This window comes from Solibacillus sp. FSL W7-1324, from assembly GCF_038008025.1.
Classification (GTDB): domain Bacteria; phylum Bacillota; class Bacilli; order Bacillales_A; family Planococcaceae; genus Solibacillus.
Map to the genome: position 1 here is coordinate 1185636 of NZ_JBBOYH010000001.1, position 15582 is coordinate 1201217.

Genomic DNA, 15582 nt, shown 5'->3' on the forward strand with positions numbered 1-15582 from the left:
TAAAAATAGCTCAGGGGTGCCGTTTCTCAATTCAATGTAGGCTTGCACTATCCCTACTCGCTTATGTTAGAATTGATACTTATTAATCCCTTCATCGCTTACATATTAATAAATCATGAAACAACAAGTGCGTTGTTCGCTAATATTGTAGCATGGGTTTGTTTTCTTCGCAATATAGAAGGAAATAGTATATAATAATTAAGGATAAAGTATAACATTATTTGAAGCGGGTGAGTCCAATCGAACTCAATAAACGTCAAGATGTAATCTTGCAAATTGTAAAAGAAAATGGCCCTATTACGGGCGAACATATCGCTGAGCGCCTTGGATTAACGCGCGCTACATTGAGACCGGATCTAGCTATACTAACGATGGCTGGATTTTTAGATGCGCGCCCACGTGTCGGCTACTTCTATGCTGGTAAAAAAACAACGGCAGCCTTTACGGAATCAATGCTGAACTTAAAAGTAAAAGATTTTCAGTCAATCCCGGTAGTTGTTCCGGATGATATGACCGTCTATGATGCGATTATCCATATGTTTTCCGAGGATGTCGGAACACTTTTCGTTATTGATAAAGATGAAATATTACAAGGTGTGCTGTCTCGAAAAGATTTACTTCGTTCGAGTATCGGAACACAGGATTTAAATAAAATGCCTGTGCATATAATTATGACGAGAATGCCGAATATCGCCTATTGTGTTAATTCGGATTCATTGATCGTCGCGGCCAAAAAGTTAATAGAACGAGAGATCGATTCCATGCCGGTTGTTGAAGAAACAGAGAAGGGCTTGGTCATTACCGGTCGTTTAACAAAGACGAATATTACACGTGCGTTTATTTCGTTAGCTGAAACGCATGATTTGTAGGTGACCTTATGAAAAAATTGACGATATTTGTTGTATCAGATTCGGTCGGTGAAACTGGAGAAGCTGCTGTGAAAGCGGTAGTAAGCCAGTTTCGGCCAAATTTTGAAAAAGTAAGGATTCGAAAATTTCCGCATATTGCTAATGTGGATGTGCTGGAGAAAATTGTCCAAATTGCGATTGCAAATGAAGCAACGATTGTTTTTACACTTGTTGAAAAGCAGATGAGACAAGCACTTCAAAAAATCGCAGCAGAATATAAGGTTCATGCAATCGACTTATTGGGATCGATGCTTGACCTGATTGAAACTTCATTTGATGAAATGCCGCTGCAAAAGCCGGGACTTGTCCATCAGTTGGATGATGATTATTTCAAAAAGATTGAAGCAATCGAATTTGCTGTTAAATATGATGACGGGCAGGACCCGCGCGGCATATTGCTGGCGGACATCGTTTTAGTCGGAGTATCTAGAACATCCAAAACCCCGCTATCCCAATACTTGGCGCATAAACGGTATAAAGTGGCGAATGTGCCGCTCGTTCCGGAAGTGGAACCACCGGCTGAATTAATGCAGATTGATCCGAAAAAATGCTTCGGATTAGTCATAACACCGGAAAAGCTTAACAATATTCGAAAAGAGCGTCTAATAACGTTAGGATTAACGGAAAATGCATTTTATGCACAACATGCTAGAATTGAGCAGGAAATTAGCTATTTTTATAGTATTGTTGATAAAATAGGTTGTCGAACGATAGATGTTACAAATCGTGCTGTCGAAGAAACAGCACACAAAATAATCGATATGCTAGAGCTTGATTGTCGATAGCATCCATAGCCGCCTCTTCAAAAAGGAAGAGGAGGTTTTTTTGGTGGAATAATATTCGAGATTTTTTAGAAACTAAGTGAACTATACTTTTGCTCCAGAAAACTCTCGCATGTTTTGCTAAATTTCGACATTTTTAGTTATATTCTGATTATTTTTTTGAAATTATATAGCAACAATAGTCTTTTTGTTTTATAATAATAAAATTGTGGTAAAAATAATTATTATAGGGTAATTACAAATTTGTAATAAGAAATTTTGTCGTATTTTAGAGGATATTTGTAATTTATCTCGAATACTGTAGATGGTGATAATGTGGCTGGAAAAATACCCGAACATGTGATTGAACAAATTCGCTCGCAGTCCGATATAGTCGATGTCATTAGCGATTATATGCAGTTAACGAAAAGAGGGCGCAACTATTTTGGATTATGTCCATTTCATGGTGAGCAAACACCCTCTTTTTCCGTATCCAGCGATAAGCAGATATTTCACTGTTTTGGCTGTGGGGCAGGAGGAAACGCCATTACTTTTGTAATGGATATGGAACAACTGTCGTTTCCGGATGCACTCATTAAACTAAGTCAACGTGCGGGAATCCCGCTTGAAATGGAAATGTCGACAGATCAATCGGTGTCGAATTCGCCCATTTCAAAAAAAGAGCAGCAAATGCGAGAGGCTCATACGTTTGCAGTGGAGTTTTATCATCATATTTTAATGAACACAGAAGATGGCGAACCTGCATTAAATTATTTGCTTGAAAGAGGATTTACACGTGAGCAAATCGAAACACATCAGATAGGGTGGGCGTTGTCGAATTGGGACACGCTGTCAATCTTACTGGAGCGTAAAGGATTTGATCCTGAAGAAATGGCTGAAAGCGGTCTGATTATCCGTAAAGAAAGTGATGACAGCTACTTTGACCGTTTCCGGGGACGGATTATGTTTCCGATCCGGGATGAAAACGGGAAAACGATTGCATTTTCAGGCAGGATTTTAAATTCCGATGGCGAAGATGCTAAGTACTTAAATAGTCCTGAAACGCCGATCTTCCATAAAAGTCAAGTACTTTATAATTTGGATAAGGCGCGGGCATCTATTCGTAAATCAAGACAAGTAATTTTAATGGAAGGCTTTATTGATGTTTTAGCAGCAAACCAAGCAGGTATATACAATGCTGTAGCAACGATGGGTACGTCTCTGACACCCCAGCATATTACAAAGCTCAAACGCTTAGTTCAGCAAATTACGATTTGCTATGATGGTGATAATGCTGGTTTCGAGGCTGCCAAGCGCGCTGCACAGATGCTTCATCAAGAACAGATTAAAGTTGAGGTCGCTGTTTTACCAGATAAACTTGACCCGGACGAATACATTCGGACACACGGTCAAGAGGCATTTAAAAATCAAATAATAGAAAAGCCGCACGCTTATATTGCATTTATGATGATGCATGCGAAACGCGGCAAAAATTTTCAATTTGAAAATGACACACTTCAATACATTCAAGAAGTTCTGGAAACATTAAAAAATAATACTTCTCCAACCGAACGTGATTTATACATTCGTCAATTGGCAAATGAAACAAATATTTCCCAAGAGGCGATCAGTACCCAATTAAGAAAAATGGTCGCAGATAATGTAAAAGATCAGAAACGCGATCAGAAAATGGTGGAAGAACCAACACCTCTTCTCCAAAGGGAGCGTAAAAAAGATGCGACAGACCGTGCGGAAAGTATACTTTTAGCACATATGTTGCATGATGTAAATATTGTGAATAAAGTTCTCAGAGAGGGAAATAACGAACCTTTCATTCATGAGGAATATTTATCGGTATTTGTTCGTTTAATTGGTTTTTACGAAGAATATGAAATGGCTGATTTCCATCGATTCGTCGAAGTGTTGGATGATCATGATTTACGAAAAATCGTGATGGATGCTGCGTTACTTGAACGTGACCCTGATAATGGTGAAGCGGAGATAATTGATTGTTTAAAACAAATCGAAAAACGCCGATTAGAACTAAAGATTGAACAATTAAAGCACGATCAAAAAGAAGCAGAAAAAATGCATGAGCATAGACGAGCACTTGAGATTGCCCAACAGATAATTGCATTGAATAGAAAGATAAAAATGGGCGTTTAACGCGATTTGTTTTTAGAAGGAGGAAGGTTTATGGCGGACAAGTCAAAACATTCAAAAGATACGGTAGTAAACGGGGTTTCATTAGAGCAGGTAAAAAAGCAACTTTTAGCTAAAGCAAAACAGGTTGGCGAAATGTCAATGAAGGAAATCTCTGAAACATTAGCATTTTTCGAACTGGAAAATGAAGAGATTTTCAACTTTGCCGATGAAATCGAAAAAAATGATGTAACAGTTGAAGGAAAAGAAGAATTTGAAGAAGAAGCGCTATCTAAGCAAGAATCAAGCGAAGAAGCTTTCGACTTAAATGATTTAAGTGTTCCTCCTGGCGTTAAAATTAATGACCCGGTACGTATGTATTTAAAAGAAATCGGACGTGTGGATTTACTTTCTGCAGATCAGGAAATCCGTTTAGCGGAACGTATCGAACAAGGTGACGAAGAAGCACGTAAACGCCTTGCCGAAGCAAACTTACGTCTTGTAGTTTCGATTGCAAAACGTTATGTCGGCCGTGGCATGCTGTTCTTGGATCTTATTCAGGAAGGTAACATGGGTCTGATCAAAGCGGTTGAAAAATTTGATCACCGTAAAGGATTCAAATTCTCGACTTATGCAACTTGGTGGATCCGTCAGGCGATTACGCGTGCGATTGCTGACCAGGCACGTACAATCCGTATTCCGGTACACATGGTTGAAACAATCAACAAATTAATCCGTGTACAACGTCAGCTTCTTCAGGATTTAGGCCGTGAACCTTCTCCAGAGGAAATTGGAGAGGAAATGGATTTAACACCTGAAAAAGTTCGTGAAATTCTTAAAATCGCTCAAGAGCCTGTATCATTGGAAACACCAATCGGGGAAGAAGATGATTCTCATTTAGGTGATTTCATTGAAGACTCGGAAGCACAATCTCCTTCTGATCACGCAGCATATGAGCTATTGAAGGAACAATTAGAGGACGTGCTGGATACATTAACAGACCGTGAAGAAAACGTATTGCGTTTACGTTTCGGTTTGGATGATGGCCGTACACGCACTTTAGAAGAAGTAGGGAAAGTGTTTGGCGTTACACGTGAACGTATTCGTCAAATCGAGGCGAAAGCATTACGTAAATTGCGTCATCCATCTCGCTCAAAACGCTTAAAAGATTTCTTAGAATAAGCTAAACAGAGAAAAGATGAAGGAGTATATTACTCTTCATCTTTTTTTGTGTAAATATAGCAGGTAATTACTATTTTGCGAGAATAATGGTATAGCTTTTTACCGATGTTGTTCATCCGGGAATTATTTAAAATAGGATAGAGCATATAAATACAGATTTGGGGCGAAACGATGTCAAATCCTAAAAAACAAATTATTATGAATGAAATCACGTTCTGGAAACAAAACAAAATGTTACCGGAACATTATTGCGATTTTTTAATGACCCTTTATTCGGAAGGGAACCAACAGGAGGAAATTGAAGGAAAATCAAAAAATGCAGTCATTAATGTCGAAAAACGTAAAAACCGCAGTATATCGATGTTCTTCCCGATTAGTGCAATTGTGATTATGTTGCTGCTGTTTACAATGCAATTCGAATGGGTTGTCATTGCAGTAGCCGCTGTATTTGCGGCAGGCTGTCTGATCGGGGCGATTTATTTTGCAAAAAGAAATCATGTAATGGCTGTAATGCTGCAGCTGGCGACCGCCTTATCCATTTTAGGTGTGACATTGAAAGTGAGTACAACGTATTTTGCCGGCAATAATGAAATACTGTATATAATTCTTATTGTAAATTGTGTATTTTGGCTCGTAAGCGGCCTCATGCTGAAGATTATTTATTTTACGATTTCAGGCATTCTCGGGTTAATTGCGATCATTAGTGCATGGATTTATTTTCTATAGAAAATCCAAAATATTACATATATTTATACTATTCTTTTAGGCTATGCGGAAGTTTGAAACTTTCACGCATAGCTTTTTTGTGTCTATTTTACAAAATACTCTGCAAAATACATATATTTTCTGTAAAAATACATATTTTTAGATTACAATAGAGTGGAAATGAAATAGGCTGAGAGGATGAATGGTATGCATTTTGATTTAACAACAGAGCAAGCGATGTTACAAAAGATGATACGTGAGTTTTCGGATGAAGTAGTGGCACCTGGAGCAGTCGAGCGTGATAAAACGAAAGCCTTCCCAGTAGAAATTTTTAAAGAACTTTCCGATATGGGCATTATGGGACTGCCGTTTCCTGAACAATACGGTGGGGCTGGTGCAGATACAATCAGCTTTGCAATCGTGACAGAAGAGTTGAGCCGTACATGTGCTTCAACAGGTATTACATATTCGGCTCATATTTCCCTAGGCGGCGCACCACTGCATTTATTCGGTACGGAGGGGCAGAAGGAAAAATACTTAACGCCGATCTGTACAGGGGAATCATTCGGTGCTTTCGGTTTAACAGAGCCTAATGCCGGTTCTGATGCAGGTGGTACAGAAACTACTGCTGTGTTGGATAATGGCGAATTTGTCATTAACGGGTCGAAGGTTTTTATTACAAATGCAAGTTATGCCAAACATTTAGCGTTAACAGCAATCACAAATCGGGATGGAAACAAAAAAGAAATTAGCGCCATTATTGTCCCGACCGATGCCAAAGGTTTTACGATCAAATCGGAATACGAAAAGATGGGCTTGAATGCTTCGAATACAACAGAATTGATTTTAGAAAATGTTCACGTACCGGAAGAAAACTTGCTTGGTGTCAGGGGGAATGGCTTTAAGCAGTTTTTAACGACGCTGGACGGCGGTCGGATCGGTATTGCGGCAATGGCTGTCGGAATTGCCCAGGGCGCATTAAATAAAGCGGTTCAATACGCAAAAGAACGCAAGCAATTCGGGAAGGCGCTGTCGGATTTCCAGGCAACCCAGTTTAAATTAGCGGATATGGAGGTAAAAATACAATTAGCGCGGACATTCGTATACAAAGCGGCATGGCTGAAAGATCAGGGACGTCCTTTTGGAAAAGAAGCGGCGATCGCCAAATACTATGCTTCCGAAATGGCGATGGAAGTGTGCGATGAGGCCATTCAGATTCATGGCGGCTACGGCTATATGAAAGAATATGAAGTAGAACGTTATTTACGTGATGCAAAACTATTAGAAATCGGTGAAGGAACGTCCGAAGTACAGAAAATGGTAATTGCAAGACATATATTATGATAGAAATAGCAAATTGGTAAAATTGTTACAAAGCTAGTAAAACTTGTTCGTAAAGTCTTTCAGTTTTCTATAGAATCAAGTACAATTAATATTGTTTACTAGGCAAAAGTCTAGCATGAAATAGAATATTTAATGAGGGAGGGGAACGCAATGAGAAACAATCCACTTATTCCATACGTACTTATCATGGCATTCGGTATCGGACTAATTTTCTTCATGTCATTTGAGGGTGCAGCTGATAAAAACAGTGCGGACGGCGAACATTCAGGGGAAACTGCTGAATTAAGTGGTGAAGATATTGCTCAAAAGAACTGTATTTCGTGCCACGGTGGTGATTTAACTGGTGGTGCAGGTCCTTCAATCGTTGGATTAGATGCTGAGCATATTAAAGACTACGCATTAAATGGTTCGGAAAGCGGCGCTATGCCACCAATTCTTAAAAACGAAGCGGAAGCGGATGCTGTAGCAGAGTATATTTCAGGTTTATAATGAATAGCCAAGTGCAGAAATGGAGTGATCCTGTTCTGCACTTTTTTGTATTCTGGAAAGAGACGTTTATGTAAAAGTTCTATATAATAGGGGTAGTTTGTGATATAGAAAAGAGGATATATAAATATGAACGCACAAAAACTTTCAAAACGACTTGAAACAGTCGCTTCATTTGTCCCGACAGGAGCAATTGTAGCGGATATCGGAAGTGACCATGCCTATTTACCTTGTTATTTAGTGCATAAAGGGATTGCTGCGCGTGCAGTTGCAGGTGAGGTTGTAAAAGGACCTTATGAATCAGCCGTAAAACAAGTTCGCACTGAAGGCTTAACAGATAAAATTACGGTACGCATGGCTGATGGGCTGGCAGCTGTTGAAGAATCGGATGAAATTACAGCTGTTACGATTGCGGGGATGGGCGGACCACTCATTGTGTCCATTTTAGAAAAGCATCCCGAAGCTTTAAAAACGGTTACCCGTCTGATTTTACAGCCGAATATTCATGCGAAAGCGATCCGTGAATGGGCAATGGTAAATGGCTGGGCCATCCAGGATGAGGTCATTTTAGAAGAGGACGGTAAAATTTATGAAGTCCTTGTATTACAGCGCGGGGAAATGAAATTAAACGAAGCGCAAACTTTGCTTGGGCCAAAGCTGATGGAAACGAAAGTACCTGTTTTCATTGAAAAATGGTCACGTGAAATCGCGAATTGGCAGCGTGTGCAACAAGCGATTTCAGAAGCGGAAAAAACGCCTGAAAATCAGGAAAAGTACGACCAACTTACACACTACATTAAAATGGTACAGGAGGCGATTGCGTGAAATCCGTAAACGGCAACGAGATTATCCAACTATTTGAATCATGGTCACCAAAAAAATATGCATGCATGCCGAATGACCCGATCGGATTGGCCATTGGTACGTTAAATAAGCCGGTTACAAAAGTGCTTGTCACACTGGATGTGACAAATGAAGTCGTGGATGAGGCAATCGACAACGGCTGTGAGCTTATTATTGCACACCACCCGCCGATCTTCATGAAACTTTCGAACTTGCGTACAGATAATCCGAAAGGGGCACTGTATGAAAAGTGCCTGAAAAATGATATTGCAGTATATGCAGCACATACGAACCTCGATGTAGCACCAGGCGGAGTCAATGATTTACTGGCAGATGCACTGAAATTGGAAGAACGTAAAATACTGGATGTTACATTCGAAGAGAAAATGATGAAGCTAGCTGTATTCGTTCCTAACGATGATGCAGATGCTTTACGTGACGTGCTCGCTAAAGCCGGAGCAGGCCGTTTAGGGCACTATGAGGCGTGCAGCTATACATTGCAAGGCAAAGGCCGTTTCCGTGCCACAGAAGGAGCAGATCCGGCTGTAGGGGAGATCGGTGAGCTTCACATCGAGGAAGAGGAAAAGGTGGAAGTCGTGTTCCCGCAATCGATGAAAAATAAAATTTTAAAGGCAATGCTTAATAACCACCCCTACGAAGAACCTGCGTATGACCTGTTTACAATGGATGTCGACACGAATGAACAAGGACTAGGCCGTATCGGGAAGTTAAAAGAGCCGATGACATTACGGGAGTTTGCCGAGTTCGTGAAAGTGCAGCTGGACGTGCCTTGTCTGCGTGCAGTCGGACCGTTGGATCGTACTGTCCAGAACGTTGCAGTAGTCGGTGGTGACGGCAATAAATATATTCGTGCTGCAAAATATGCCGGGGCGGATGTATTTGTAACAGGAGATATCGGCTTCCATATGGCACAGGATGCAGAAGTGGATGGTCTAAGCATTATTGATCCGGGTCATCATGTTGAAAAGGTCATGGTTAAAGGCGTTGCCGAAAAAATGGCTTCTTTATGTGCAAATCAAAAATTACCTGTTGAATTTATCCAGTCAAAAATCAATACAGAACCATTCCAGTTTATTTAATAAAGAATAACAAAAATCTCAATTTTCTCCGGCAGAAGAAAATTGAGATTTTTTCTTTATTAGTAAGGCATAATCTTTTCGACTGGTTTTGGTGCTTTAATTTTCGGTAAAATTTTGTCCAATGTCACGGAACGTACGATTTCATGTGTTGAAGGATCATTTTTATCGAACTTTTCAAGGAATGAAATGACTTCCTTAACGATTGGCGTCGGTGTTGAAGCACCTGCAGTTACTGCTACTGTTTCAACGTTTTCTAGCCATTCAATTTGCAGCTCTGAAACATCCGAGATGCGGTAAGATGGTGTTCCGGCAATTTCCACCGATACTTGTGTCAAACGGTTTGAGTTGTTTGATTTTGGATCGCCCACTACGATTAATAAGTCGGAAGCACCAGCCTGTTCAGCAACAGCTTCCTGACGAACTTGTGTCGCAAGGCAAATTTCTTTATGCACTTCGACATGCGGGAATTTTTCTTTTAAACTATCCATCAGGAATGCAACATCCCATTGGCTCATCGTCGTTTGGTTTGTTACAAGAATTTTTTCATTTTCAAAAGATAAATTATCGATATCTTTCATCGATTGAACTAAGTGAACGTGATCTGGTGCAACACCGATTGCGCCTTCCGGTTCAGGATGTCCTTTTTTACCGATATAAATAATATCGTAGCCTTCTGCTGTTTTTTCGCGGATTAAGTCATGTGTCACCGTTACGTCAGGGCAAGTCGCATCAATTGAAACAAGTCCTTTACGTTTTGCGATTTCACGAATTTCAGGTGATACACCGTGTGCCGTGAAAATAACGGTACCTTGCTCTACCTGTTCGATAATTTCTTTACGGTTTTCGCCATCAAGCGTAATGATGCCATCTTGTTCAAATGCATCTGTAACATGTTTATTGTGTACAATCATACCTAAAATGTAGATTGGTCTTGGTAATGTCGGATCAAGTGCGGCATTGCGTGCAATGACCATAGCGTCAACTACCCCATAGCAGTACCCACGCGGATTAATTTTAACAACTTTCATTTATACGTAACTCCTTTCAAAGCCCTGTAATTTCATTATATAGGACGTGTATGCTTTATTCAAAGTTCGCTTACTGAAATCTCTATTAAATTCGGTCAAAAAGGCAGTATATATCAAATGATAGCGCAAGTACAGGAATTTGCGAACGTTTGCTATAATAGCAGAAATAAATAAAACGTAAAGTGGGGAAATGGGATGGCGTTTTCTTTTTTTAAGAGGAACAAAACGGTAGCGTTAAAAAATCAGGTGGAATTTTGCATGACAAATTTATCGCTCGGTGCAGCGGATGTGTATGATGTGCTGCTGGAGCGCGATGATATAGATATATCGGAATCCGGCTGTACATCAAACTGTGAAATTTGCGAATGTAATTTATTTGCCATTGTAAATGGTGAACTTATTAAAGCGGAAAATGCGGATGAACTTTTACAAAATGTCGAAAAAGAGCTGGAAGATAATTCTGTCCACTTTTAAAAGGCCAAATTGATAAAAATAAAGCTACACCATCATACAAAGGAGAGGACTCGTAATAATAAAAAACGAATCTGCACTCATTTGCCTTGGGGTAGCTTTTAAGGGTTATTCAAATGGCGGCTGAAATATTTTCGGTAATGATGGTTTTGATTTAACTTTCTCCTCAACCGGCTCTAGTTCTTGTCGGTTCCCTCGAGGATTCATTCTTTCTCTCATTCGTTCTCTTGGTCGCTCCTGTTCTTGCGGCATCGAAACAGTAGAAGATTCGAGCGGGTCCGATGTGTCTTTAAATCCTTTGTATAAACGCCATAAAGCGGGCAGATTTTTAAACATTGGTGCTGCCTGCTGAATATAAGGCGTGAACTTTTGGGCATTATTAAATAAAGAGTTTGCTCCTGATAAAAATCCTTCAAGTTTCGGTACACTCCCTGCTCCAGCTCCTGGTATAGGTGCTTGAGGAGGAATTGGCATATGGTTCATAAACTGGCCAGCTCCGGGAATTGGCCCTGCTCCAGGTACCGGACCTATCCCTGCTGCCGGACCTCGCATCATGTATGGTGCATACATTGGGAAGCGTGATGCAACCGGCATTTGATTCATCATTGCTTGAGGTTGAAAGTAATAAGGTGGGCGCATAATAAACTCCTTTCTAAAAATCGACATGATATTACAATTTTCTTTCATAAATTCGTCCCAACTGTTTGACGTTGAAACTATTTACCGTTATGATATGCAGATGGTCACTTAAATGTACGAATTATAGTACAATAGGAAAGATGTAAGGAGGTACGTGAATGTCAAAATATACTGATTATCAATTCAAGCCATTTTTGCAGGACGCCATTGCAAAGCTTGGATTTACAGAACCGACACCCATTCAAAAAGAAATGATTCCACTCGTATTAAAAGGAAAGAGTGCAATCGGACAAGCTCATACAGGTACAGGGAAAACACATAGTTTTTTATTGCCAATCGTGGAGCGTATCGTAGAAGAAAAACAAGAAGTACAGGCGGTTATTACTTCGCCGACACGTGAGCTGGCACAACAGATTTTTGATGCATTAAACCAGCTGGTTGAAGGAACAGAAATTTCAACTAAATTATTTATCGGTGGTACGGACAAACAACGTACAATCGACCGTTTAAAAACACAGCCGCAAATCGTTGTAGGTACACCTGGTCGTATTAAAGATTTAGTAAAAGAAAATGCATTGCTTGTTCATACTGCCCCGATTTTAGTTGTCGATGAAGCAGACTTGGCATTTGACATGGGCTTTATTGAAGATATCGACGGTTTTGCGTCGCATATGCCTGAAAAGCTTGAAATGTTCGTGTTCTCGGCGACAATTCCAGAAAAATTAAAACCATTCTTGAAGAAATACATGGATTCACCAGTCCATATTCATATGAATGACAAACGCCCGGTAGCGGAAGGTATTGATTTTGTATTGGTGCCTGTACGTTCGAAAGCACGCAATACACGTTTACTTGAAGTAATTAAAGGAATCAATCCATTCCTTGCTGTTATTTTCTGTAACACACGTAAAAATGCAGAAGCTGTCGCAAGCTTTTTAGCAGAACAAGGGATCCGTGCAGGACAAATCCACGGTGATTTAAGCCCGCGTGACCGTAAAAAAATGATGAAGCAAGTACGTGATCTTGAGTTCCAATATATCGTAGCAACAGATTTAGCTGCACGCGGTATTGATATTCAAGGAATTTCGCATGTCATCAACTATGAAATTCCGGAAGATCTTGAATTCTTCATTCACCGTGTTGGTCGTACAGCACGCGCCGGTACTAAAGGAACAGCGATTACACTGTACCAGCCGGAAGATGAGGATGCAGTAGTACGCATCGAAAAAATGGGCATTCCATTTGTACAAAAAGATATTAAAAATGGCGAATGGTCTGATTTAAAAGACCGTCACCAACGTGCAAACCGTAAAGGTGAGCGTAAAGAAGATGAAATTGATGTGAAAGCCAAAGCCCTTGTACGTAAGCCGAAGAAAGTAAAACCAGGCTACAAACGTAATATGAAGTGGGAAATGGAAAAAGTGAAAAAACGCGAACGCCGTATTAAAGCGCGCCGCAACAATAGATAATTTTACAAGGGGCTGCTTAGAAATATACTTCTATGCAGCCTGTTTGTTCGTTAAATGGAGGTAAGTAGAATGTTATTAGGTTCACATGTTTCAATGAGCGGAAAGAAAATGCTGCTAGGTGCCAGTGAAGAAGCATTAAGCTATGGTGCCAATACATTTATGATCTATACAGGGGCACCTCAAAATACGCGCAGAAAGCCGATTGAAGAGCTGAATATTATGAAGGGCCTGCTTCATATGAAAGAAAACGGGCTGTCCAATATTGTGGTGCATGCACCGTATATTATTAATTTAGGAAATACGACAAAGCCGGAAACGTTTGAGCTTGGCGTCAACTTTTTGCAGGAAGAAATTAAACGTACCGCTGCATTGGAAGCGACACAAATTGTGCTGCACCCAGGTGCACATGTCGGCGCGGGTGTTGATGCGGGTATTGAGCGCATTGTAGAAGGTTTAAATGAAGTGCTGACACAGGATTACCCTGTACAGATTGCACTTGAAACAATGGCAGGCAAAGGCACTGAAATCGGTCGTACATTTGAAGAGCTGGCACGCATTATAGATGGGGTAACAAACAATGAGCGCCTGTCGATTTGTATGGACACTTGCCATATTCATGATGCCGGCTACGATGTTGTTAATGATTTTGACGGTGTGTTAAATGAATTCGACAAAACAATCGGGTTGGACCGTTTAAAAGTACTGCACATCAATGATTCGAAAAATGTGCGCGGTGCTGCAAAAGACCGTCATGAAAATATCGGTTTTGGCGAGATCGGTTTTGAGGCGATGCATTATATTGTGCATCATCCACAGTTAATGCATTTACCGAAAATATTGGAAACACCATTTGTCGGTCCGGATCCGAAAAACAAACAAGCGCCATATTTACACGAAATTGCGATGCTTCGCAACAGTGAATTCCAGCCGGCATTAATTGATGCTCTGCGCGAATAATAACAAAATGAAAACATACTTTGCATAAATTTGATGCAAAGTATGTTTTTTTGCGTTTTTTATGACATAATTTGTTATAATAAGTTAACTGTAAATTAGCAAAATTCAAAAGGAGGAATCAGTTGATGAAAAAAATATTCCAGCTTGTCATTTTATTTGCACTCTTCTTTTCATTGCCTATTCAAAGTTTCGCATCGGTCAATAGTGCGGTAACGACACATTTAGGGAAAAGTAATGCAGCGGTGACGATACGGGACGCGGAGAGCGGTAAAGTTGTCTATTCGCAAAACGGGGACAAGCTGATGCGCCCGGCTTCGAATATGAAATTAGTATCCGGTGCTGCAGCATTGTCGATTTTAGGTGAGGACTACCGTTTTAAAACGGATTTATATATCGACGGCATTATCGTCAACGATACGTTAAATGGAAATGTGTACATAAAAGGCAGTGGGGATCCGACATTGAAAAAAGATGACTTTTTGGAGTTTGCCAAAGTATTGAAACGCAATGGTATTCGTACAATCAATGGTCACTTAATCGGTGATGATACCGCATTTTCCGGCAGTACATTACCACCGGGTGTTCTAAAATCGGATGAGACGTATTACTTCGGCGCGCGTACTTCTGCGATTACGATGTCCCAAAACAATGACTTTGATGCGAGTACCGTTATTATTACTGCAAAGCCCGGTAAAGTCGGTGCGAAACCGAGCTATTCGATTGAACCGAATTTAAGCGGGATGGTCATTTCCAATCAAGCGAAAACAGTTGGTAAAGGAAGTCGTAATACGATCACGATCAAGCGTGCCTACAACACAAACCGCATCATTATTTCCGGCAATCTTCCACAAGGCAGCAGCAAAAAGGAATGGGTAACATTGCAGGGCCCATCGAAAAATACGATGCAGGCAATTAAACAGACACTGCAAGGGACAGGTTTAAAATTCGTGAACAGTTCGAAAGTAGAATTAGGGAAAGTTCCGAAAAAAGCAACATTGCTTTATACAAATGAGTCACGTACGCTGGCAGCCATTTTCCCGGCATTTATGAAGCTGAGCAATAACAGTATTGCCGATATTCTAGTCAAAGCGATGGGCAGGGAAGAACTTGGCGAAGGCAGTACAACTAAAGGTGTCACATTACTGAAGAAGTACAGTGCATCATTGAATATTCCTGTAAACAACTGGCGTTTTGCTGATGGCTCAGGACTTTCGAATTCAAATCGTGTAACATCAAACGGTCTTTCACAGCTTCTTTACAAAGTTCAAAAAGAACCGTATTTCGATACATTTTTTGATTCGTTGCCAGTCGCCGGCAATAAAGAGCGCATGATCGGCGGAACATTAAAAAGCCGTTTAACAAGCAGTGCTTTGCAAAATAGAATTTATGCAAAAACAGGCTATATTCCGAATGTATACACGTTATCAGGATATATGAAAGGTCAAAGCGGAAAGCAATATATTTTCTCGATTTTACTTGAAAACAAATCGAATGGCACTGTATATATTGATCGAGCAATGGCAGCGCTTATAAAAAATCTATAGAGA

15 protein-coding genes are annotated in these 15582 nt (G+C 40.3%); 13 read left to right on the top strand and 2 right to left on the bottom strand.

Annotated elements, in window-relative coordinates; genetic code table 11:
• The first annotated feature begins 230 nt into the window (after positions 1-230).
• From MKY71_RS05615 to MKY71_RS05655, 9 genes are all read left to right on the top strand, one after another.
• Positions 231-869, top strand: coding sequence for a helix-turn-helix transcriptional regulator (locus MKY71_RS05615; RefSeq protein ID WP_339175706.1), 639 nt, complete (start codon positions 231-233; stop codon positions 867-869).
• 8 nt (positions 870-877) lie between these two features.
• Positions 878-1693 (top strand): pyruvate, water dikinase regulatory protein, encoded by an 816-nt coding sequence (locus tag MKY71_RS05620; RefSeq protein WP_339175707.1) that lies wholly within the window; start codon positions 878-880, stop codon positions 1691-1693.
• Positions 1694-2005: 312 nt separating this feature from the next.
• Positions 2006-3835 (top strand): DNA primase, encoded by a 1830-nt coding sequence (dnaG, locus tag MKY71_RS05625; protein ID WP_340731840.1) that lies wholly within the window; start codon positions 2006-2008, stop codon positions 3833-3835.
• A 30-nt stretch (positions 3836-3865) separates the two neighbouring features.
• A complete protein-coding gene (gene rpoD, locus MKY71_RS05630) occupies positions 3866-4993 on the top strand; it encodes an RNA polymerase sigma factor RpoD (protein ID WP_339175709.1) in 1128 nt (375 codons plus the stop codon).
• Between the two features lie 171 nt (positions 4994-5164).
• Positions 5165-5719 carry a hypothetical protein gene (locus tag MKY71_RS05635; protein ID WP_340731841.1) on the top strand — a complete coding sequence of 185 codons (555 nt, stop codon included), beginning with the start codon at positions 5165-5167 and terminating at the stop codon, positions 5717-5719.
• A gap of 186 nt (positions 5720-5905) precedes the next feature.
• Positions 5906-7042 carry an acyl-CoA dehydrogenase family protein gene (locus MKY71_RS05640; protein WP_340731842.1) on the top strand — a complete coding sequence of 379 codons (1137 nt, stop codon included), beginning with the start codon at positions 5906-5908 and terminating at the stop codon, positions 7040-7042.
• A 150-nt stretch (positions 7043-7192) separates the two neighbouring features.
• Entirely contained in the window at positions 7193-7531 is a 339-nt protein-coding gene (locus MKY71_RS05645; RefSeq protein ID WP_340731843.1) for a c-type cytochrome, read from the top strand.
• Between the two features lie 126 nt (positions 7532-7657).
• On the top strand, positions 7658-8353 hold the full coding sequence (locus MKY71_RS05650; protein ID WP_340731844.1) for a tRNA (adenine(22)-N(1))-methyltransferase: 696 nt from the start codon (positions 7658-7660) through the stop codon (positions 8351-8353).
• Positions 8350-9471: a Nif3-like dinuclear metal center hexameric protein gene (locus MKY71_RS05655; RefSeq protein WP_340731845.1), complete on the top strand. Its 1122-nt coding sequence runs from the start codon at positions 8350-8352 to the stop codon at positions 9469-9471. Before MKY71_RS05650 ends, MKY71_RS05655 begins: the two co-directional genes overlap by 4 nt.
• A 59-nt stretch (positions 9472-9530) precedes the next feature.
• Here the strand turns inward: MKY71_RS05655 and MKY71_RS05660 are convergent, their stop codons facing one another.
• Entirely contained in the window at positions 9531-10499 is a 969-nt protein-coding gene (locus MKY71_RS05660) for a 4-hydroxy-3-methylbut-2-enyl diphosphate reductase (RefSeq protein ID WP_340731846.1), read from the bottom strand.
• A 195-nt stretch (positions 10500-10694) separates the two neighbouring features.
• Between MKY71_RS05660 and MKY71_RS05665 the strand changes: the two genes are divergently transcribed.
• Positions 10695-10973: a DUF1450 domain-containing protein gene (locus tag MKY71_RS05665; protein ID WP_340731847.1), complete on the top strand. Its 279-nt coding sequence runs from the start codon at positions 10695-10697 to the stop codon at positions 10971-10973.
• A gap of 105 nt (positions 10974-11078) precedes the next feature.
• On the opposite strand, the gene vrrA is transcribed toward MKY71_RS05665, so the two are convergent.
• On the bottom strand, positions 11079-11609 hold the full coding sequence (gene vrrA, locus MKY71_RS05670; RefSeq protein WP_340731848.1) for a VrrA/YqfQ family protein: 531 nt from the start codon (positions 11607-11609) through the stop codon (positions 11079-11081).
• Positions 11610-11767: 158 nt separating this feature from the next.
• Here vrrA and MKY71_RS05675 point away from each other — a divergent pair, with 158 nt between their 5' ends.
• The 3 genes from MKY71_RS05675 to dacB all read left to right on the top strand — a co-directional run bounded on the left by MKY71_RS05675 (position 11768) and on the right by dacB (position 15579).
• Entirely contained in the window at positions 11768-13078 is a 1311-nt protein-coding gene (locus MKY71_RS05675) for a DEAD/DEAH box helicase (RefSeq protein ID WP_340731849.1), read from the top strand.
• 69 nt (positions 13079-13147) lie between these two features.
• Positions 13148-14035: a deoxyribonuclease IV gene (locus MKY71_RS05680; protein WP_340731850.1), complete on the top strand. Its 888-nt coding sequence runs from the start codon at positions 13148-13150 to the stop codon at positions 14033-14035.
• 125 nt (positions 14036-14160) lie between these two features.
• Positions 14161-15579, top strand: a complete 1419-nt coding sequence (dacB, locus tag MKY71_RS05685) for a D-alanyl-D-alanine carboxypeptidase/D-alanyl-D-alanine endopeptidase (RefSeq protein ID WP_340731851.1) — start codon at positions 14161-14163, stop codon at positions 15577-15579.
• Positions 15580-15582 lie beyond the last annotated feature (3 nt).

Coding starts and splice junctions, on each gene's coding strand:
- MKY71_RS05665 (WP_340731847.1), top strand. CDS start 10,695: ATGGCGTTTTCTTTTTTTAAGAGGAACAAAACGGTAGCGTTAAAAAAT.
- vrrA (WP_340731848.1), bottom strand. CDS start 11,609: ATGCGCCCACCTTATTACTTTCAACCTCAAGCAATGATGAATCAAATG.
- MKY71_RS05640 (WP_340731842.1), top strand. CDS start 5,906: ATGCATTTTGATTTAACAACAGAGCAAGCGATGTTACAAAAGATGATA.
- MKY71_RS05680 (WP_340731850.1), top strand. CDS start 13,148: ATGTTATTAGGTTCACATGTTTCAATGAGCGGAAAGAAAATGCTGCTA.
- MKY71_RS05675 (WP_340731849.1), top strand. CDS start 11,768: ATGTCAAAATATACTGATTATCAATTCAAGCCATTTTTGCAGGACGCC.
- MKY71_RS05660 (WP_340731846.1), bottom strand. CDS start 10,499: ATGAAAGTTGTTAAAATTAATCCGCGTGGGTACTGCTATGGGGTAGTT.
- MKY71_RS05650 (WP_340731844.1), top strand. CDS start 7,658: ATGAACGCACAAAAACTTTCAAAACGACTTGAAACAGTCGCTTCATTT.
- MKY71_RS05645 (WP_340731843.1), top strand. CDS start 7,193: ATGAGAAACAATCCACTTATTCCATACGTACTTATCATGGCATTCGGT.
- dacB (WP_340731851.1), top strand. CDS start 14,161: ATGAAAAAAATATTCCAGCTTGTCATTTTATTTGCACTCTTCTTTTCA.
- MKY71_RS05635 (WP_340731841.1), top strand. CDS start 5,165: ATGTCAAATCCTAAAAAACAAATTATTATGAATGAAATCACGTTCTGG.
- rpoD (WP_339175709.1), top strand. CDS start 3,866: ATGGCGGACAAGTCAAAACATTCAAAAGATACGGTAGTAAACGGGGTT.
- MKY71_RS05620 (WP_339175707.1), top strand. CDS start 878: ATGAAAAAATTGACGATATTTGTTGTATCAGATTCGGTCGGTGAAACT.